The sequence below is a fragment of the Guyparkeria hydrothermalis genome (assembly GCF_023555375.1).
Classification (GTDB): Bacteria; Pseudomonadota; Gammaproteobacteria; order Halothiobacillales; family Halothiobacillaceae; genus Guyparkeria; species Guyparkeria hydrothermalis.
Window position 1 is genome coordinate 29,890 of the sequence record NZ_JAJSEE010000001.1, and the last position, 18,122, is coordinate 48,011.

Genomic DNA, 18,122 nt, shown 5'->3' on the forward strand with positions numbered 1-18,122 from the left:
GACTCGAGCCCCCGACCCGACGACAAGCGAACCAGATAACCGCATGGACAAGACCTACGACCCCCGACAGATCGAACAGGACTGCTACACGCGCTGGATGGACGGCGACCGGTTCCGTCCCGACATGCAGGCCGAGGGCGCCTACTGCATCATGCTGCCGCCGCCGAACGTCACCGGCCGACTGCACATGGGCCATGCCTTCCAGGACACCCTGATGGACACGCTGACCCGCTGGCACCGCATGCGCGGCGAGGCCACCCTGTGGCAGCCGGGCACCGACCACGCGGGCATCGCCACGCAGATGGTGGTCGAGCGCCAGCTCGAGGGTCAGGGCATCTCGCGTCACGACATCGGCCGCGAGAAATTCCTCGAGAAGGTCTGGGAGTGGAAGGAACAGTCGGGCGGCTTCATCACCGAGCAGATGAAGCGCCTGGGCGCCTCCTGCGACTGGTCGCGCGAGCGCTTCACCATGGACGAGGGCCTGTCCGAGGCCGTGCGCGAGGTGTTCGTCCGCCTCTACGAGGACGGGTTGATCTACCGCGGCAAGCGCCTGGTCAACTGGGACCCGGTGCTGCGCACCGCCGTCTCCGATCTCGAGGTGGTCAGCGAGGAGGAAGCCGGCCACCTGTGGCACATGCGCTACCCGCTCTCCGACGGCAGCGGCTACCTGACCGTCGCCACCACCCGCCCGGAGACCATGCTCGGCGACACCGCCGTGGCCGTCCACCCGGACGACGAGCGTTACAACGGCCTGATCGGCCAGACCATCACCCTGCCGCTGGTCGGACGCAAGATCCCGATCATCGGCGACGACTACGTCGATCCGGAGTTCGGTTCCGGCTGCGTCAAGATCACCCCGGCGCACGATTTCAACGACTACGCCATCGGCCAGCGCCATGACCTGCCGATGCTCAACGTGCTCACCGAGACCGCCACCATCCGTGAGGCGGCCGAGTGCGTGGGCAAGGCGGCCGAGAACGCCGACACGCACCTGCCCGAGCGCTACCGCGGTCTCGACCGCTACGAGGCGCGCCGACAGATCGTGGCGGATCTCGAGGCCGAGGGGCTGCTGGTGCAGATCGACGACCACAAGCTGATGGTGCCGCGCGGGGATCGCAGCGGCACGGTGATCGAGCCACTGCTGACCGACCAGTGGTTCGTCGACCTGACCCGCGACGAGACGGCCAAGGGCACCCCGGGCGGGAAGAAGGCGATCACGGAGCCCGCGATCGACGCGGTGCGTTCGGGCGACATCCGCTTCGTGCCCGGCAACTGGGAGAACACCTACTTCCAGTGGCTGGAGAACATCCAGGACTGGTGCATCAGCCGCCAGCTGTGGTGGGGCCACCGCATCCCGGCCTGGTTCGACGCCGACGGCAACATCTTCGTCGGTCGCGACGAGGACGAGGTGCGCAAGAAGTACGACATCGCCGCGGACGTCGCATTGAACCAGGACGAGGACGTGCTCGACACCTGGTTCTCCTCGGCTCTGTGGCCGTTCTCCACGCTGGGCTGGCCCGAGCAGACCCCCGAGCTCGAGCGCTTCTACCCCACCAGCGTGCTGGTCACCGGCTTCGACATCATCTTCTTCTGGGTCGCCCGGATGGTGATGATGGGCAAGTACTTTGGCGGCGACGTGCCCTTCCGCGAGGTCTACGTGCATGGCCTGGTGCGAGACGCCCACGGCCAGAAGATGTCGAAATCCAAGGGCAACGTGCTCGACCCGATCGACATCATCGACGGCATCGATCTCGAATCGCTGGTGGCAAAGCGCACCACCGGCCTGATGCAGCCGAAGAAGGCGAAACAGATCGAGAAGCAGACCCGCGAGGAATTCCCCGACGGCATCGAGGAACACGGCACCGACGCGCTGCGCTTCACCTTCGCCGCCCAGGCGACCACCGGGCGGGACATCAGCTTCGACCTCGAGCGGGTCAAGGGCTACCGCAACTTCTGCAACAAGCTCTGGAACGCCAGTCGCTTCGTGCTGATGCAGTGCGAGGGCGAGGACACCGGTCTCGGTGACGATCCGGTCACGTTGGGCACCGCGGATCGCTGGATCATCGGCGAACTGCAGACCTGCGAGGCGACGGTCACCAAGCACCTGGAGACCTACCGCTTCGATCTGGCCGCGCAGACGCTCTACGACTTCACCTGGAGCACCTACTGCGACTGGTACCTCGAGCTGACCAAGCCGGCCATCAAGCACGGCGACGAGGCCGCCAAGCGCGGCACCCGCCGCACCCTGGTGCGCGTGCTCGAGACCCTGCTGCGCCTGCTCCACCCGTTCATCCCGTTCATCACCGAGACCATCTGGCAACGGGTCGCCCCGCTGGCCGGCACCCGGCGCGCGGCCGACGACAGCATCATGACCGCCCCGTTCCCGGTCGCCGACGAGTCGAAAATCGACGCCGAGGCCGGCGAAGCGATCGAGTGGCTGCAGGGCTTTATCCTCGGCGTGCGCCGCATCCGCGCGGAGATGGACATCGCCCCGGGCAAGCCGCTGCCGGTACTGGTGACCGAGGCCAACGACAGCGACCGGGCACGGATCCGCGAGCTCGAACCGCTGCTGACCACCGTCGCGCGGATCGAGTCGATCGAGGAGCTTGACGGTGAATTGCCGGAATCGGCGATGGCCTTGGTGGGCAAGATGCAGGTGCACATCCCGCTGGCCGGCCTGATCGACGTGACCGCGGAACTCGAGCGACTGAACAAGGCAGTCGAGGGCATCGAGAAGCAGATCGAGAAGGCGCGCGGCAAACTGTCGAACGCCAACTTCGTCGAGCGCGCCCCGGAGGTGGTGGTCAACCAGGAGCGCGAGCGACTGGCCGGCTTCGAGGCCGAGCTCGAGGAACTGGCGGCCCAGCGCGAGCGGATTCGCCGCCTGGCCGACTGACGCCCCGGCGCTCGGCGGCGTTCAGCGGCCCTGAACGATCGTCGTCGGCTAGCCCGGATATTTCATGAAATATCGGGGCTAGGTTCAGCCGCTCCGCCCCCGGTTTGACCGCGCCGCCTTGCGGGCCGCCCGCTCATCGAAGCGCGCGGGCTTGAGGCCCTCGGCCAGATCCCGCGGCAATGGCGAGGGGGTGTCCTCGATGCAGGAGGCGAGGTACTCGGCCAGCCAGGCCGACCAGGTCAGCCCGCGCGCCCCGTGACCGGTCGACACCCACAGCCCGTCGGCGAGCCGACCGACAATCGGTAGCCGATCCGGCGTGGTTGCTCGCAGGGAGGCACGTCCCTGCAGGGCGATCGTAGAGACCCCATCGGCCAGCGACGGGGCAATGGATGCCAGCCGTTGACGGTTTTCCTCGTGCTCGGCCTCCCGTTCCTCGAGGGCCCGATCACCGGGAAGAAAGCTCGCGCCGAACAGGCGTTCGCCACTCGGCAGGTCGAGCGAGTATCCCTCGCGCATCAGGGGCCGGCCGCGCGTCGGCCCGCCGGCCCGGTCGGCATCGACCCGCCCCCAGCTGACCTGTCCGCGGCAGGGCTCGATCCAGCGTGACAACGACGCGATCAACCCGCCGGACGCCGGACCCGCCGCCACCACCACCTCGCCGAACGGGCCATGGGTTGCGCCGTCCGATGTCCGCAACCGCCAACCGCCCGCCTGGTCCACGATGCCGGTCACGGGGCGGTCGAGGCGCGTCTCGATGCCCGGTTCGGCCAGCCAACGGGCAATCACCCATCGTGGGCGCAACCAGCCGGCGGTCGGGAACCACCACCCCGGGGCATCGACGTCGGCCACGCCGCTCAGTGCGGCCAGGGAATCGGCCTCGCACCACTGGGCAAACCCCGGGTCGGGCTGCAGGGCCGCGGCGATCCCCGCCTGCTTGATGGCGTGTCGCTCGCCGCGGGCCAGCTTGATCACCCCGTTGAAGGCCGCCGTCTCGCCATCGACCAGCCCATCCAGCTCCGCGCGCATGAAGCCCATCCCGGTCGCGGTCAGTTGCGACAGTCGGTTCCAGTCGCGACTGATCACCGGGGCCACCAGACCCGCCGGGTTGCCGGAGCCGCCGCCCGCCGGTTCGTCGCCGGCCTCGAACACCACCACGTCCCGCCCCCGCCGTGCCAGGGCCCTGGCCACGGTGGTGCCGGCCATGCCGGCCCCCAGCACGGCAACGGGTCCCACGCCCGGACCGCTTTTCTTCCTGGGCGCGCCGAATGCAGCCGGATCGCGTCGGGCGCAGAGCATGTCGCGCTTGCGCCCGAAGCCGGGGCGCTTCTCCGTGACGAACCCGGCCGCGGCCAATGCCTCGCGCACCCGGCGGGCGGCGGAAAAGGTGGCAGCCGTCGCGCCCGGCGCGGCACGGCGCGCGAGCTCCGCGATCAACGCCTCCTGCCATAACTCGGGATTGCGGTCGGGGGCGAAACCGTCCAGGTAAAAGGCGTCGAACCGGCCGTCGATGCGTGGCAACTGGTCGGTGGCATCGCCCCAGATAACCGTCAGCCGGATTCGCCCACCGGCCAGAAACCGTCGGTGAAACCCGGGCACGGGGTCGGGCCATTGCGCGTGCAGCGCGGATTGCAGGTCGTGGAATCGGGCCTCGGCCCCGGCGGCGAATCCCGGGTGGCCGGCGAGCCAATCGCTTGCGAGGCGCCGTTGGGCATGGGCCAGGCGCGGCAGATCGTCGCGGGCCACGGGATGCTTTTCCAGGCTGACGAAGTCGAGCGAGGCGTCGGCCGGTGCGAGTTCGAGGAACAGCAACGCGGTGGCCAGAAAGTTTCGGCCGGTACCGAAACCGGTCTCGAGGATGCGCGTGCCCTCCCCCGCGGCGAACCGGGTAGGCAGCTCGTTGCCGGCCAGGAACACATGCTCACTTTCGCCAAAGCCGCCGGCACGAGAGAAATAGACGTCGCCGAACGCCTCGCTGCGCGGCGTCTCGTCGTCGTTCCAGGTCAGCGCGGCCGGCTCGAGTGGCCAGCCGCTGGCAGGTGCGGTCATTGCCGCTCGGGAAGCTGGGTGATCACGAGGCGCCGTCGATGCGGATGGGTCCGGTGCTCCCACAAGAACACGCCTTGCCAGGTTCCCAGCATTAGGCGGCCGTCGGCCATGGGCAGCGACAGCTCGTGACCGGCCAGCAAGGTGCGAAAGTGGGCGGCCATGTCATCCGGGCCCTCGTCGTCATGGCGATAGGCCGGATCGCCGTCCGGCGCGGCCCGACTGATCAGGGTCTCGAGGTCGGTTCGCACCTCCGGCGACACGTTCTCCGTCAGGATCAGCGAAGCGCTGGTGTGCTGCAGGAACAAATGGCACAGGCCGCTGCCCTCCAGCTCGGCCTGGACCTGGCTGGTGATGTTGGTAAAGCCCCGCCCGGGGGTGCGAATTTCGATCACTGTCGGCATGCGCGGCATTCTAGCAGCTGATCCTGGCCATTCACGTCACGCCAGGGATTTGCGGTGGCGCCCTGGGCAGTAAGGCAGTATCCTCTAGCCAGTGCGGTTCACTGCGCCCAGTTCGTCCAGGAGTATTACAACGGAATGATCACGCAACGCCGCTTTGCCCGTGTCGAAATCCCGCTGCCGGTGCGCGTGCGCTGCCCGGCAAAGACCCTGCGCGGCACCATTCTGGACGTCTCGCTCAAGGGCATCCTGATCGAGCTCGAAACGGCCGGCAGCCTGACCGACGATTGCGTGGCCGAACCGCTGAACATCGAGATTCTCTCCGACCCGGACCAGACGGTCCTGGTCGAACTCACCGCGCGCATCATTCGCGAATCCAACCGCTGCGTTGCCCTCGCCTGGTCGAGCATCGAGCTGGATGCGCTGACCCATTTGCGCGAGTTGCTGCAGGCAAACGGCGTCGAGGAGCATCAGCTCTCGCGCGAATTGTCCGAACTGCTGGACGATTGAAGCGTCGCACGGGCCGGGCGGTCCGGCGCGAGCCCGGCAAGACATAACCAACCGGAACGTCACATGTTCGACTACACCCACGACCGCGGCCAGGCCAGTGAAATCATGCGGATGGTGCTTTCCCAGCTCGCCGAGCTGGGACTGCCGCCGACCCCGGTCTACATCACGCTGTTCTACGAGCGCGCCCTCAAGCGCGACGCCAGTCTCACCAAGGACATGGACGACGCGATCAACAGCAGCAAGGGCCTGACCCAGGAAATTGCGCAGGACCTGTTCGACACCCACGTGCTCAACGGCGCGCTCAAGCAGATGACGCGTGCCCAGGACATCATGCTGCGCGTGATGCGCAACATGATGTTGCAGATGCTCAATACCGGCAATGAATTCTCGAACTTCGCCTCGACGCTGGGCGATTTCGTCCGCCAGATCGATCGCAGCGAATCGGTCGAGGCCCTGCGGGCACTGACCGAGGAAGTGATGGAAGATACCCGTCACGTCGAGAAGAGCGCGCTGGAATCCTCCGACCAGATGAACAGCGCCGGCGACCAGATCGCCAAGCTCCGCAAGGAGCTGGAAAACGCCCGTCGTGATGCCCGCACCGACCCGTTGACCGGCCTGCCCAACCGTCGCGGCCTCAACGACCTCCTGCAGAAGCAGATCACGGCCGCGCTCTCGGCCGGTGAGCCCGGCGCGTTTCTGCTCGCCGACATCGATCACTTCAAGCAGATCAACGACAACTACGGCCATCTGGTCGGCGACAAGATCCTGCGTTTCATCGCGCGCACGCTCAAGGAGCACGTCAAGGGCCAGGATCAGGTGCTGCGTTACGGCGGCGAGGAGTTCGCCATCGTCCTGCCCGACACGCCCACCGACGGGGCCATGGCCGTGGCCAACAAGCTGCGCAACATCATTTCCCAATCGAAGTTGCGCCTGGCCGAGAGCGGCCGCGAACTCGGCGAGCTGACCATCTCGATCGGCCTGACCAACGTGATCCCGCAGGATTACGCCGACAGCATCATCCAACGCGCCGACGACGCGTTGCTGGCCGCCAAGCGCAAAGGACGCGACCGGGTCATCCACAACCCCGCCGACCCCGACGCCACCGGCCCGGACACGCTGATCGACGAGCAGAACAACACCACGATCTAGCCCCGCTAGAACGCGTTCCGCACGTCCTCTTCACTGCACAGGTCCTCGCGGCCAACCACCGTGCCCCGCTCGATGCGATAGAGGACCAGGCAGTCGGTCTCGGTCACCAGGGGCTCGGACACCCCCTCCTCGCGTATCAGCACCACCGGATAACGCCGGTCGCGCAGCGCCGGCAGCGCGAACAGGCGGCTGATCAGCCCCGGCATCCGGCTGATGTCCGAGAGGTAGACGACCGTCCCATCGATCAATCGCGCACCGACCACGTCGTCGAGTACCGGCGACAACGACTCGTCGGCCTGCTTGGAACGCGAAAACACGATCGCCTCGGTGGACTGACCGGGCAGCTGGTGGGTCTTGCCGTGCTGGTCATCGAGTTCCCAGCGTGGAAACGGGTCGCCGGCCTCGATGCCAATTGGCGTGGCCATCTCGGTTGCGATGGCGTTTGTCGTGAAGAGCGGGACGCTGAACAGTAACGTCGCGACGAATGCCGCAAAGGGACGGGGCATGGCCGTTTCTCCGAATGAACCAGGAGAAACTTATACTACATCCACATCTCTTATGACGTGAGGGGCTCGTCTCAGGACTCGGCCTCGCGACGGCCCTTGAGCGCCAAACTCAGCGTGCTTGCGTCGATGTACTCTAGCTCGCCACCCATGGGCACGCCCTGCGCGAGGCGCGTCACCCGAAGACCACGTGCGCGTGCAAGCTCGGTGACGTACCCGGCCGTCGCCTCGCCCTCGATCGTTGCGCTGGTCGCGAGGATCACCTCCTCGATCCCGGGTTGGTCGAGTCGATCGGCGAGCTGGTCGAGTTTCAGCTCGTCCGGGCCGATCCCGTCGAGCGGCGAGAGCCGCCCGAGCAGCAGGAAGTAGCGTCCCTGGTAGGCACCCGAGGACTCGATCGCGATCCAGTCGGCCGGCGACTCGACCACGCACAGCAGCCGGTCGTCGCGCTGGCTGTCGGCGCAGATCGGGCAGATCTCACCCTCGGTGAACACCCGGCAGGAACGGCAGTGACCCAGCTTCTCCAGCGCCTCACCGATGGCCTCGGCAAGATGGCCCGCGCCGGCGCGATCGCGTTCGAGCAGGTGCAATGCCATGCGTTGCGCGGTCTTCTGTCCCACCGTGGGCAGGCAACGCAGCGCGTCGATCAGTTGCTGGAAACTGGGCGAAAATTGCACGGGCGACACTCCGTAACGAGAAACGCCCGAACCGCAATGGATCGGGCGATGAGATCAGGTCAGGCCGATTCAGAACGGCATCTTGAAGCCCGGCGGCAGGTTCATGCCGGCCGTCATACCCGACATCTTCTCCTGCTGCTCCTGCTCGATGCGCCGGGAGGCGTCGTTGATCGCCGCGGCAATCAGGTCCTCTAGCATGTCCTTGTCGTCTTCCAGCAGGCTCGGATCGATCGAGACACGCCGCGCCTCGTGCTTGCCGGTCATGGTCACCTTGACCATGCCGCCACCGGACTGGCCTTCGACTTCCATCTTGGCCACTTCTTCCTGCATGCGCTGCATGTTTTCCTGCATCGCCTGCGCCTGCTTCATCAGGTTGCCGATTCCACCTTTCATTTGCGGATGTCTCCTGCTCGCTAACGTTCGTTGACGGTGCCGTGTCCACCCAACGGGCGCACGGACTCCTGGATCAGTTGGGCCCCGGCACGCTCGGCCAGGACCTGGGCCGCCGGGTGCTCGCGCAGCGACGTCACGCGCGCCTGGGCCTCGGCACGCTCGTTGCGCTCACGCACCTCGGCCGGGGTTTCCATCGCGCCCGACGGCGCTGGGGCCGGCTGCCCGGCTTGGCCGCCGAGATCGTCCCCGACATGGCCGTTGCGTTGCGGTTGCCCTGCGGGGTCGGGCTGGCCGTGGGCCGGTGATGAATCGGCCGGCTCGGTCGGTTCGGCGTTAGCCGAGGCATGCACGGTGGGTGGCACCGGGGCCGACACCGCCGAGGTCTCGCCCACCATGAACCGCACCGGCTGGGTCACGCCCAGCCGTTCGAGCTGCGCGACCAGCCGTTCCTGTGTCGCCTTGGAGGCCATCGAGCGGAACCCCGGGTCGATCACCAGCACGACCGTGTCGTCCTCGTTGGTCGCGTGGCAGCGTTCGGCCAGGCTGCGGGCGGGCATGGAAAGCTGGCCGACGATCTCGAACCAGTTCTCCGGCGTGATCGAGCGCCCGCCGGCCGCTCGCGCCGGGGGCGGCGTCGGAGCGTCGGCCACGCCCTCCCCGGCCATCGACTTCACCGGCGCTTGAGTTGACTGAGCCGAAGCCGCTGCCGGGTCATTGACCGCACGCGCCGCCTCATAGGGCGCGGACGGACGGTCCGAGACCATGGTTGGAACCTCGCCGGGCGGCTGCATCGCGGTGGGCGACGACGTCGCGGGCGCCGGTGCCGAGGCGGACGACGGCCGCCTCGTGTCCGTGCCCTGGGTGGACGATGCGCCTTTCGTGCCGCTCCCCGGCTCCACGCCGGGCTCGAAGGCGAGCATGCGCAGCAGGGTCATCTCCAGCCCGATCCGCGGCGACGGCGCCCAGCCGATATCCCGGCGACCGGAAAGCGCGATCTGATACCAGAGTTGCAGGGTGACCGCATCGACGTTCACCGTCGGGACGTCGGTCGGCAGCCATTGCGCCAGGGCCGACTGGTGCACTGCCTCGGCGAGCTCGGCCAACAGGCGAGCCGGGTCCACCGAACGCTCCAGCGCCTGATCGACCAGGCCGAACACGCCATCGGCATCGCCCGCGGCCAGGCGTTCGAGCAGGCCATGCAGCAGGCGACGGTCGGTGACGCCCAGCATGTCGGCGACTGCCTCGGTTTCGAGGCGCCCGTCGCAGAAGCCGATCGCTTGATCGACCAGGCTCAAGGCATCGCGCATGGAGCCGCCGGCGGCGTCACTGACCAGTCGCAGCGCTTCCGGGTCGGCCTCGAGGCCTTCCCGGTTGAGGATATCGGCGAGGTAGGTCTGGATATGCGCCTCGGGCAGCGCGCGCAGATTGAACTGCAGGCAGCGGGACAGCACCGTGACCGGCAGCTTCTGCGGATCGGTGGTCGCGAGCAGGAACTTGACGTGTTCGGGCGGCTCCTCGAGCGTCTTCAACAGGGCGTTGAAGCTCGCTTGCGAGAACATGTGCACTTCGTCGATCAGGTAGATCTTGAAGCGCCCCTTGACCGGCAGGTAGACGACGTTTTCCAGCAGTTCGCGGGTGTCGTCGACCTTGGTACGGGAGGCGGCATCGACCTCGATCAGGTCGACGAAGCGACCCGAGTCGATCTCGCGGCAGGCGGCACACTCGCCGCAGGGCTGGCTGGAGACGCCCTGCTCGCAGTTGAGTGCCTTGGCAAAGATGCGGGCGACCGTCGTCTTGCCCACCCCGCGGGTGCCGGTGAACAGGTAGGCGTGGTGGAGACGATCGCGATCCAGCGCGTTGGTGAGGGCCTGGAGCACGTGACCCTGGCCGACCATGTCGTCGAAACGCCGGGGGCGCCACTTGCGTGCCAGTACCAGATAACTCATAGCGCGGGATCCAATTGGGTGGCACCCTGCATCCGCCGGTCTCCGGCGCCCGGATCGACCGCTACCGTTGCTCCCTTCCGGGCCTGGCGGGATTCACGGAGATCCGTCGCGAAGGGACGAACACAGGGCACCATTGGGTGGCGCCGCGGCCAGATCGACTGGCCAAAACGCGGACGAAGAATAACACGCGTACCAGTCCGAAAACAGGCCATCAGGGAAGCCCTACACGAATCAGATACCACTCTGCGCGTCTTGAAGCCGGCAAATGCACGGTATTCGTCCGCCGCGGAAGAGTCATCCTCGTTCCAAGGACGACAACGCCGCCGGTGCGGGCTCAAGGCACGCCCTTCGGAGCTCGGCAGAGCGGCATCCGATTCGTTCAGCGCTGCCCTAAGCAAATCATCCGCCGGCCAGCACCTCGTCGAGCGCCGTGAGCAATGCCGCGTTCTGCGACTCGTTGCCGATGGTGATGCGCAGGTGATCACCGATGCGCGGCCGGTCGAAATGGCGCACGATCACGCGTCGCTCGCGCAGCCCGGCGGCCAGCTCGGCGCCCGCTCGACTGGCATGGCGCGCCAGCACGAAATTCGCCGCCGAAGGCAGCACCTCGAAACCCCGTGCCTCGAGATCGGCCGTCAGCTGCTCGCGCATGCTCACCACCGCATCGCGCGTGTCGCGGAAATAGGCCTCGTCGGCAAACGCGGCGATAGCGCCGGCGCTGGCCAACCGGTCGACCGGATAAGAATTAAAGCTGTCCTTGACCCGGGTCAGACCTTCGATCAGACCGGAGTCGCCGATGGCGAAACCCACGCGCAAGCCCGCCAGCGAGCGCGACTTGGACAGGGTTTGGGTGACCAGCAGATTGGGATAGCTGTCCACCAGTCCCACGGCGGACTCCCCACCGAAGTCGACGTAGGCCTCGTCGATGACCACCGCGCAATCGCAAAAATGCGCCGCGAGGCGCTCGACCTGGTCGATGGCGAGAAGCCGGCCGGTCGGGGCATTCGGATTGGGCAGGATCACGCCGCCGACGGATGCCGGGTCGACGGCGCACATCGCCTCGACGTCCACGGCCAGCTCGTCATCCAACGGAACGATCTGCGGCTCGATGCCGAACAGCCGACAATAGACCGGGTAGAACGAGTAGGTGATGTCGGGGAAGACGATCGGTCGGCCACGCTGGAACAGCGCCCGGAACAGGAACCCAAGCACCTCGTCCGATCCGTTGCCGACGAACACCTGTGCGCCGGTCACGCCGTGGTACTCGGCGATGGCCTCACGCAGCGCCTGACTGCTCGGGTCCGGATACAGGCGCAACCCGGCATCGGCCGCCTCGCGGATCGCCTCGATCACGCACGGCGACGGGGGGAACGGGTTTTCGTTGGTGTTGAGCTTGACCAGGTCGTCGATCTTGGGCTGCTCGCCCGGCACGTACGGGCTCAGCGTTGCCAGATCGTCGGACCAGAATCGCCCTGCCGGCTCGCTCATGACCTACCCCTCGGACTCGCGACGATAGTCGGCCGATTGCGCGTGCGCCTCGAGGCCTTCGGCCCGGGCCAGGCAGGCGGCCGTCACGCCCAGTTCGGCGGCCCCGTCGGCCGAGCAGTGGATGATGCTCGACCGTTTCTGGAAGTCGTACACGCCCAGCGGCGACGAAAATCGCGCCGTGCCCGAGGTGGGCAGCACGTGGTTGGGGCCCGCGCAGTAGTCACCCAAAGCCTCGGCGGTGTAGCGCCCGACGAAGATCGCCCCGGCGTTGCGGATCTCGCCCAGGCGATCCTCGGCCCCCTCGAAGGACAACTCGAGGTGCTCGGGGGCGATGCGGTTGACCAGCTCGATGGCGTGATCGATGTCGGCCACCTCGATCAGCGCGCCGCGGGACTCCAGCGCCTTGGCGATGATTTCCGCGCGCGGCTGCTGGGGCAACAGACGCTCGATCGAGGCCGTGACCGTGTCGAGAAAGTCCGGATCGTGGGCGAGCAGAATCGACTGGGCCTGTTCGTCGTGCTCGGCCTGCGAGAAGAGGTCCATCGCGATCCAGTCGGGATCGGTGTGCCCGTCGCAGACGATCAGGATTTCCGACGGCCCGGCGATCATGTCGATGCCGACCCGGCCGAAGACCTCGCGCTTGGCCGCGGCGACGAAGATGTTGCCCGGGCCGACGATCTTGTCGACCGCGGGGATCGTCTCCGTGCCATACGCCAGTGCGCCGACCGCCTGCGCCCCGCCGACGGTGAACACGCGATCCACGCCCGCGATGCGGGCGGCCGCCAGCACCGTGTCGTTGACCACGCCATGCGGCGTCGGCACGACCATGACGACCTGCGCCACCCCGGCGACCTTGGCGGGGATGGCGTTCATCAGTACAGACGAGGGATAGGCGGCCTTGCCGCCGGGCACGTACAGGCCCACCCGGTCGAGCGGCGTGACCTGCTGGCCCAGCACGTTGCCGTTCGCCTCGGTGTAGCTCCAGCTCTCGCCCTTCTGGCGCTGGGCGTAGGCGCGCAGCCGTTCGGCGGCCAGCTCGAGCGCCTCGCGCACCTCGGCGGGGATCGCCGCGAGCGCGGTATCGAGCCGTTCGGCCGAGAGTTCCAGCGCACCGGCCGAGTCCACCTCGAGGCGATCAAGGCGGCGGGTGTGTTCGACCACGGCGGCGTCACCGCGCTTGCGCACGTCCGCGAGGATGTCGCGCACGATGGTCTCGACACGATCGTCGGCCACGCCGGACCAGTCGAGCAGCTCGTCGAGCTGGCGATCGAAACCCGCGGCGCGGGCGTTCATGCGACGGATCATCACTTGCCCTCCAGGTACTGCTCCACCCGCTCGACGAAATCGCTCACCCGTGCATGCTTGAGCTTCTGCGCCGCGCGATTGACGATCAGTCGCGAGGAAATCTCGGCGATGTGCTCGAGCGGTTCCAGGCCATTGGCGCGCAAGGTGTTGCCGGTGTCGACCACGTCGACGATGCAGTCGCCGAGATCGACCAGCGGCGCGAGCTCCATCGAGCCGTACAGCTTGATCAGCTCGATCTGGCGGCCACGGTCGGCGAAATAGGACTCGGCCGAGCGGGTGTACTTGGTCGCCACGCGAATGCGCCCGGCCCGATCGAGCGCGCCGGGCTTGCCGGCGACCATCAGCTTGCACTGGGCGATCTTGAGGTCGACCAGCTCGAACAGCCCCTCACCACCGTGCTCCATCAGCACGTCCTTGCCGGCGACACCGATATCGGCAGCGCCGTGCTGGACATAGGTGGGCACGTCCGAGGCGCGCAGGATCAACAGGCGCACGCTCGGATCGCTGGTCTCGAGGATCAGCTTGCGGCTCTTGTCCGGGTCCTCGAGCGGCTCGATGCCCACGGACGCCAGCAGCGGCAGGGTTTCCTTGAAGATGCGCCCCTTGGAGAGCGCGACGACGATCTGGTCGGATTGGGACATGGCGATCAGCTCGTGATCCGTTGGATATTGGCGCCGAGGCGGGAGAGTTTCTCCTCGATGGACTCGTAGCCCCGGTCGATGTGGTAGATGCGATTGACTAGCGTTTCGCCACGGGCCACCAGGCCAGCCAGCACCAGGCTGGCCGAGGCACGCAGGTCGGTCGCCATGATGGGCGCGCCGGAGAGGGCCTCGACCCCGCGGATGACCGCGGTGTTGCCCTCGATGTGGATATCCGCGCCCATGCGCTGGATCTCCTGGACGTGCATGAAGCGGTTCTCGAAGATGGTCTCGACCACCGTCGAGGTGCCCTCGGCCACCGCGTTCATGGCGACGAACTGCGCCTGCATGTCGGTGGGAAAGCCCGGATGCGGCGCGGTGCGGATGTCGACCGCCTTGGGCCGACGACCGTGCATGTCGAGACGAATCCAGTCCTCGCCGACCTCGATCTCCGCACCGGCCTTCTCCAACTTCGCCAGCACCGCGTCGAGCAGTTCGGGACGGGTATCGCGCACCAGGATGCGCCCGCGGGTCATGGCCGCGGCGACGAGATAGGTGCCGGTCTCGATCCGGTCGGGAAGCACGCGGTAGCGCACGCCCTGCAGGCGCTCGACCCCGTGGATGCGGATCACGTCGCTGCCCGCCCCGCGCACGTCCGCGCCCATGGCGTTGAGGAAGTTGGCGAGATCGACCACCTCGGGTTCGCGGGCGGCGTTCTCGAGCACCGTCTCGCCCTTGGCGAACACGGCGGCCATCATCAGGTTCTCGGTACCGGTGACCGTGACCTGGTCGAGCACGATGCGCGCCCCGACCAACTGCTCGGCGGCCGTTTCGATGTAGCCACCCTCGACACGGACGTCGGCGCCCAGCGCCTCGAGGCCCTTGAGGTGGATATCCACCGGCCGCGTGCCGATGGCACAGCCGCCCGGCAGGGAGACGCGCGCCTTCTTGAACCGGGCCAGCATCGGCCCGAGCGTCAGGATCGACGCGCGCATGGTGCGGACCAGGTCGTAGGGTGCCTCGAGGGTGTCGACCGTGGTGGTGTCGACCTCGACACTCATCTGGTCGCCCACCGTCAGCGTCGCGCCCATGCGACCGAGCAGCTCCATGGTGGTAGTCACGTCCTGCAGGTGCGGGACGTTCTCGATGGTCACCGGCGAGTCGGCCAGGAGCGAGGCGGCCATCATCGGCAGCACCGCGTTCTTGGCGCCGGAAATGCGAATCTCGCCGTCAAGTGGCGTGCCGCCGCGGATCAGGAGCTTGTTCATGTAATCGGATCGGGTCTCGGGCCGTGGGCTAATCCAGGCCGGTCTCAAGCGGCATCAAGCCCTCGAGACCGTACACCGCCATCATCTGGCGCATGGCCTGGGGCGCGTGAGTGTATCGCAGACGGATGCCTTTTGCCTCGGCCTGGGCCTGAATGGCGGCCAGCCAGGCCAGTCCCGCGGTGTCGATCCGCTTGACCTGGCCGAGGTGCACGTCCACCGCCGGACCGACGACGTCACCGGGCAGATCGACCGATTGGCGATCGAACCCCGCGCGCAGCAAGGCCCCGCTCAGGCGAATGACGCCCGGTTCGACCCGCAGGGACCAGCCGCGTTCAGTTCCGGCCGTCTTCATTCTGCTCCCGCAGGGTGCTGATCAGCCCGTCGATGCCGTCACGCTGGATCTTCTGCGCGAAGCTGCCACGGTAGTTGTTGACCAGGCTGATGCCGTCGACCACGACGTCGTAGGACTTCCACTCGCCGTCGACCGGCGCCATGCGGTAGGCCACGGGCACGGTTCCCAGATCACCCCCGGAGACCTCGGACTCGACCACCAGCTCGTCGTCCGCCCCGCCCGGCTTGGTGCCGACGATCTCGATCTCCTGGTTGCCGAGCGCCGAGAGGGGGCCCGCGTAGGTGCGCACCAGCAGACGCTGGAACTCCTTGTTGAACTGGGCGCGCTGGGAGGCGGTGGCCTGGCGGTAGTAGCGCCCCAGGACCAGACGGGTCATGCGCTCGGAATCGACGTGCGGCAACAGCAGCCGGTCGACGATCTCCAGCAACGCCTCGGGGTCGGCCTCGACCGCCGCCTGGTTGTCACGGATCTCGCTGATCACCGCCTCGGCCGTGGATTCCACCAGCTCGCGGGCATCCGCCTCGGTGGGTTCGGCGCGCGCCGTCACGCTCAGACCGGCCAGCAACAGGCCGATCAACCCAAGGCTGGGAAACGATACGCGCGAGTGTCGGGCAAACGGGGACAGGGCAATGCTCATCATGGATTTTTGGTCTTCTTTGCGGATGGTGTCCAGGGGCGATCGCGCTTATTGCGGATAATCGCCGGTCGCGATCGCCAGCTGGGCGACGCTCATGTTGAAGTCGTTGATGGCGCGGAAGTAGTCCGCCTGTGCCTCGGTGTTGGCCTTGACCGCCTCGGCCAGTTCCTCGCCACCGACCAGGCCGGCCTGATAGTCCATGAAGGTCGAGACCATCCACTTGCGCGTGTTGCCCTTGGCGGCATCGAGCGCGCGGATCTGGCGCTCCAGCCCGTGGGCGGTGTGGTAGGCCTCGGCCACCTGGAAGGGAATGCCCTGGCGGGCGAGCTGGGCCTTGGCCACCACGCCCTGCAGCTGCGCCTCGGCATCGCTCACGTTGGCGCGCATCACGCCGGGGTTGAAATCCCACTGCAGGCCAACGACGGGCGCGGCGTAGGCCTGGTTGAGCGGCTGGTTAATGTAGGGGTTGTTCAAGCGATCCCGTCCCGGGGTGTACGTCGCCCCGGCGATCACGCCGGCATACAGGTTCGGATAGCGCTCGCTCTTGCGCGCCGCGACGTAGTTGCGCATCGCCGCCTGGCCGTTCTCGGCCATGGCCATTTCCGGGCGCTGGGCCAGGGCGCGGTCGGCCAGCTCGGCCAGTCCGCCCTCGGGCAAGGTCACCGGCTCGATGCGTGGGTCGGCCACCTCGATGCTCGAGGTGATCGGCACGCCGATGATGGTCTTCAGGCCGTCGATCGCGATGGCCTCGACGCTGCCCGCCTCGGCGAGATACCGCTCGAGCTGGGCCGCGCCGCTCTCCAGCGCGTAGAGCTGGCTCATCGGCACCTCGCCGGCCTGGGCATCCTCGCGCATGTCCTCGCGCGTGCGGTCGACCTGTCGCTTGACGCCCTCGAGCATGCGCCGCGTATCGCGCGCGGCCAGATAACCCCAGTAGGCACGACGAACGGTCAGCCAGGTCTCGCCGCGGGCCAGGGCCACCTCGGATGCCTTCACGTCGCGGTTGAGCCGCGCGGCGTTGCCATAGTTCTCCAGCTTGCCGAAGGTGTAGAGCGGCTGGATGATCGAGGCGGTCAGGCCGCTGGTGACGGTCAAGCCCTCGTCGAGCTCGTTGCCGTCGTCACGCAGGGTGCAGGACTCGCCCGCCGGACAGGTATTCGTGCCATTGGTGAAGATGCCGTCCTCGGCCTTCGGCGCGAGCCCCATGAACAGGTTGGCCGAAACGCGCACCCCGCCCTCGCCCTTGACGCGCTCGATCAGCGCCTGGGCGCGCGCAACGTTGGCCCGCTGCTCCTCGATGCGCGGATCGGCGTGCAGGGCCATGTCGGTGGCCTGTTCGAGGGTAATCGGCTCGCCCGGTGGTGTCTCGGCCCGCACCGTGGTGGAGGCCAGCCCCGCCAGGGCCGCCGTCAGGAGCAGCGCACCGCCCCACTCAATGAATCCATCTCGCTTGTTCATTCTTTTGCCTTGTCGAACAGGAACTTGGAAACCACGCTCTCGAGGATGATGGCCGACTGGGTCATCGTGATCCGGTCGCCGTCCTCCAGCGATTCGATTGCCCCGCCGGGGGAAATCTCGACGTATTGCGCCCCGAGCAACCCGGCAGTGTAGATGTTGGCGAAGGAATCGGTCGGCAGGTTGTCGTACTTGTCGTCGATCACCATGCGCACCTCCGCCTGGAACGTCTCCGGATGGATCTCGATCGAATCCACCCGGCCGATGGTCAGGCCGGCCAGCTTGACCGGCGACTGCACGGTCAGCCCGCCGACGTTGTCGAAACGGGCCGTGACCTCGTAACCGCTGACGCGACTGGCGCCGAAATTACTCCACTGCAGGGCCATCACCATCAGTGCGGCGATCCCGGCGAGCACGAACAGCCCGACGACCAGCTCGACTCCACGTTGCACATTCATTCC

The 18,122-nt window shown here is 67.3% G+C and carries 17 protein-coding genes and 1 other RNA gene; 3 read left to right on the forward strand and 15 right to left on the reverse strand.

All coding sequences use genetic code 11. From position 1 onward, the window contains the following. Positions 1-43 precede the first annotated feature (43 nt). Positions 44-2,896 carry a valine--tRNA ligase gene (locus LV475_RS00125; protein ID WP_136866883.1) on the forward strand — a complete coding sequence of 951 codons (2,853 nt, stop codon included), beginning with the start codon at positions 44-46 and terminating at the stop codon, positions 2,894-2,896. Positions 2,897-2,980: 84 nt separating this feature from the next. On the opposite strand, the gene mnmC is transcribed toward LV475_RS00125, so the two are convergent. Together mnmC and LV475_RS00135 are read right to left on the reverse strand one after the other, a co-directional pair. Next, on the reverse strand, positions 2,981-4,942 hold the full coding sequence (gene mnmC / locus LV475_RS00130) for a bifunctional tRNA (5-methylaminomethyl-2-thiouridine)(34)-methyltransferase MnmC2/FAD-dependent 5-carboxymethylaminomethyl-2-thiouridine(34) oxidoreductase MnmC1 (RefSeq protein ID WP_136866884.1): 1,962 nt from the start codon (positions 4,940-4,942) through the stop codon (positions 2,981-2,983). Then, positions 4,939-5,352, reverse strand: a complete 414-nt coding sequence (locus LV475_RS00135) for a secondary thiamine-phosphate synthase enzyme YjbQ (RefSeq protein WP_136866885.1) — start codon at positions 5,350-5,352, stop codon at positions 4,939-4,941. The genes mnmC and LV475_RS00135 overlap by 4 nt, the downstream gene beginning before the upstream one ends. Positions 5,353-5,478: 126 nt before the next feature. Here LV475_RS00135 and LV475_RS00140 point away from each other — a divergent pair, with 126 nt between their 5' ends. After that, a complete protein-coding gene (locus tag LV475_RS00140) occupies positions 5,479-5,850 on the forward strand; it encodes a PilZ domain-containing protein (RefSeq protein ID WP_136866886.1) in 372 nt (123 codons plus the stop codon). A 63-nt stretch (positions 5,851-5,913) separates the two neighbouring features. Next, positions 5,914-6,999, forward strand: coding sequence for a GGDEF domain-containing protein (locus LV475_RS00145; protein ID WP_136866887.1), 1,086 nt, complete (start codon positions 5,914-5,916; stop codon positions 6,997-6,999). A gap of 5 nt (positions 7,000-7,004) precedes the next feature. On the opposite strand, the gene LV475_RS00150 is transcribed toward LV475_RS00145, so the two are convergent. The 13 genes from LV475_RS00150 to mlaD all read right to left on the reverse strand — a co-directional run bounded on the left by LV475_RS00150 (position 7,005) and on the right by mlaD (position 18,119). Beyond that, positions 7,005-7,505, reverse strand: a complete 501-nt coding sequence (locus LV475_RS00150; RefSeq protein ID WP_197039056.1) for a hypothetical protein — start codon at positions 7,503-7,505, stop codon at positions 7,005-7,007. Positions 7,506-7,576: 71 nt separating this feature from the next. Next, on the reverse strand, positions 7,577-8,179 hold the full coding sequence (gene recR / locus LV475_RS00155) for a recombination mediator RecR (RefSeq protein WP_136866888.1): 603 nt from the start codon (positions 8,177-8,179) through the stop codon (positions 7,577-7,579). A gap of 69 nt (positions 8,180-8,248) precedes the next feature. Continuing rightward, positions 8,249-8,572, reverse strand: a complete 324-nt coding sequence (locus LV475_RS00160) for a YbaB/EbfC family nucleoid-associated protein (protein ID WP_136866889.1) — start codon at positions 8,570-8,572, stop codon at positions 8,249-8,251. Between the two features lie 20 nt (positions 8,573-8,592). After that, positions 8,593-10,518, reverse strand: a complete 1,926-nt coding sequence (gene dnaX / locus LV475_RS00165) for a DNA polymerase III subunit gamma/tau (protein WP_250105528.1) — start codon at positions 10,516-10,518, stop codon at positions 8,593-8,595. A 26-nt stretch (positions 10,519-10,544) separates the two neighbouring features. Beyond that, positions 10,545-10,641: signal recognition particle sRNA small type (ffs, locus tag LV475_RS00170), an RNA gene on the reverse strand. Between the two features lie 276 nt (positions 10,642-10,917). Further along, positions 10,918-12,006 carry a histidinol-phosphate transaminase gene (gene hisC / locus LV475_RS00175; protein ID WP_136866890.1) on the reverse strand — a complete coding sequence of 363 codons (1,089 nt, stop codon included), beginning with the start codon at positions 12,004-12,006 and terminating at the stop codon, positions 10,918-10,920. A gap of 3 nt (positions 12,007-12,009) precedes the next feature. Beyond that, on the reverse strand, positions 12,010-13,311 hold the full coding sequence (gene hisD, locus LV475_RS00180; RefSeq protein WP_136866891.1) for a histidinol dehydrogenase: 1,302 nt from the start codon (positions 13,309-13,311) through the stop codon (positions 12,010-12,012). After that, on the reverse strand, positions 13,311-13,952 hold the full coding sequence (gene hisG, locus LV475_RS00185; RefSeq protein ID WP_136866892.1) for an ATP phosphoribosyltransferase: 642 nt from the start codon (positions 13,950-13,952) through the stop codon (positions 13,311-13,313). Before hisG ends, hisD begins: the two co-directional genes overlap by 1 nt. A gap of 5 nt (positions 13,953-13,957) precedes the next feature. Next, positions 13,958-15,217 carry a UDP-N-acetylglucosamine 1-carboxyvinyltransferase gene (murA, locus tag LV475_RS00190; protein ID WP_136866893.1) on the reverse strand — a complete coding sequence of 420 codons (1,260 nt, stop codon included), beginning with the start codon at positions 15,215-15,217 and terminating at the stop codon, positions 13,958-13,960. A gap of 28 nt (positions 15,218-15,245) precedes the next feature. Next, positions 15,246-15,569, reverse strand: coding sequence for an STAS domain-containing protein (locus LV475_RS00195; protein WP_136866894.1), 324 nt, complete (start codon positions 15,567-15,569; stop codon positions 15,246-15,248). Continuing rightward, complete coding sequence (locus LV475_RS00200; protein WP_136866895.1) at positions 15,550-16,209, reverse strand: MlaC/ttg2D family ABC transporter substrate-binding protein; 660 nt, start codon at positions 16,207-16,209, stop codon at positions 15,550-15,552. The genes LV475_RS00195 and LV475_RS00200 overlap by 20 nt, the downstream gene beginning before the upstream one ends. Positions 16,210-16,254: 45 nt before the next feature. Next, complete coding sequence (locus LV475_RS00205; protein WP_136866896.1) at positions 16,255-17,664, reverse strand: TolC family protein; 1,410 nt, start codon at positions 17,662-17,664, stop codon at positions 16,255-16,257. After that, a complete protein-coding gene (gene mlaD, locus LV475_RS00210; RefSeq protein WP_136866897.1) occupies positions 17,661-18,119 on the reverse strand; it encodes an outer membrane lipid asymmetry maintenance protein MlaD in 459 nt (152 codons plus the stop codon). The genes LV475_RS00205 and mlaD overlap by 4 nt, the downstream gene beginning before the upstream one ends. Positions 18,120-18,122: the final 3 nt, after the last annotated feature.

Excerpts from the sequence above, each read along its gene's own strand:
- LV475_RS00125 (WP_136866883.1), top strand. The coding sequence starts at position 44 with ATGGACAAGACCTACGACCCCCGACAGATCGAACAGGACTGCTACACG.
- mnmC (WP_136866884.1), bottom strand. The coding sequence starts at position 4,942 with ATGACCGCACCTGCCAGCGGCTGGCCACTCGAGCCGGCCGCGCTGACC.
- LV475_RS00135 (WP_136866885.1), bottom strand. The coding sequence starts at position 5,352 with ATGCCGCGCATGCCGACAGTGATCGAAATTCGCACCCCCGGGCGGGGC.
- LV475_RS00140 (WP_136866886.1), top strand. The coding sequence starts at position 5,479 with ATGATCACGCAACGCCGCTTTGCCCGTGTCGAAATCCCGCTGCCGGTG.
- LV475_RS00145 (WP_136866887.1), top strand. The coding sequence starts at position 5,914 with ATGTTCGACTACACCCACGACCGCGGCCAGGCCAGTGAAATCATGCGG.
- LV475_RS00150 (WP_197039056.1), bottom strand. The coding sequence starts at position 7,505 with ATGCCCCGTCCCTTTGCGGCATTCGTCGCGACGTTACTGTTCAGCGTC.
- LV475_RS00160 (WP_136866889.1), bottom strand. The coding sequence starts at position 8,572 with ATGAAAGGTGGAATCGGCAACCTGATGAAGCAGGCGCAGGCGATGCAG.
- dnaX (WP_250105528.1), bottom strand. The coding sequence starts at position 10,518 with ATGAGTTATCTGGTACTGGCACGCAAGTGGCGCCCCCGGCGTTTCGAC.
- hisC (WP_136866890.1), bottom strand. The coding sequence starts at position 12,006 with ATGAGCGAGCCGGCAGGGCGATTCTGGTCCGACGATCTGGCAACGCTG.
- hisD (WP_136866891.1), bottom strand. The coding sequence starts at position 13,311 with ATGATCCGTCGCATGAACGCCCGCGCCGCGGGTTTCGATCGCCAGCTC.
- hisG (WP_136866892.1), bottom strand. The coding sequence starts at position 13,952 with ATGTCCCAATCCGACCAGATCGTCGTCGCGCTCTCCAAGGGGCGCATC.
- murA (WP_136866893.1), bottom strand. The coding sequence starts at position 15,217 with ATGAACAAGCTCCTGATCCGCGGCGGCACGCCACTTGACGGCGAGATT.
- LV475_RS00195 (WP_136866894.1), bottom strand. The coding sequence starts at position 15,569 with ATGAAGACGGCCGGAACTGAACGCGGCTGGTCCCTGCGGGTCGAACCG.
- LV475_RS00200 (WP_136866895.1), bottom strand. The coding sequence starts at position 16,209 with ATGATGAGCATTGCCCTGTCCCCGTTTGCCCGACACTCGCGCGTATCG.
- LV475_RS00205 (WP_136866896.1), bottom strand. The coding sequence starts at position 17,664 with ATGAACAAGCGAGATGGATTCATTGAGTGGGGCGGTGCGCTGCTCCTG.
- mlaD (WP_136866897.1), bottom strand. The coding sequence starts at position 18,119 with ATGAATGTGCAACGTGGAGTCGAGCTGGTCGTCGGGCTGTTCGTGCTC.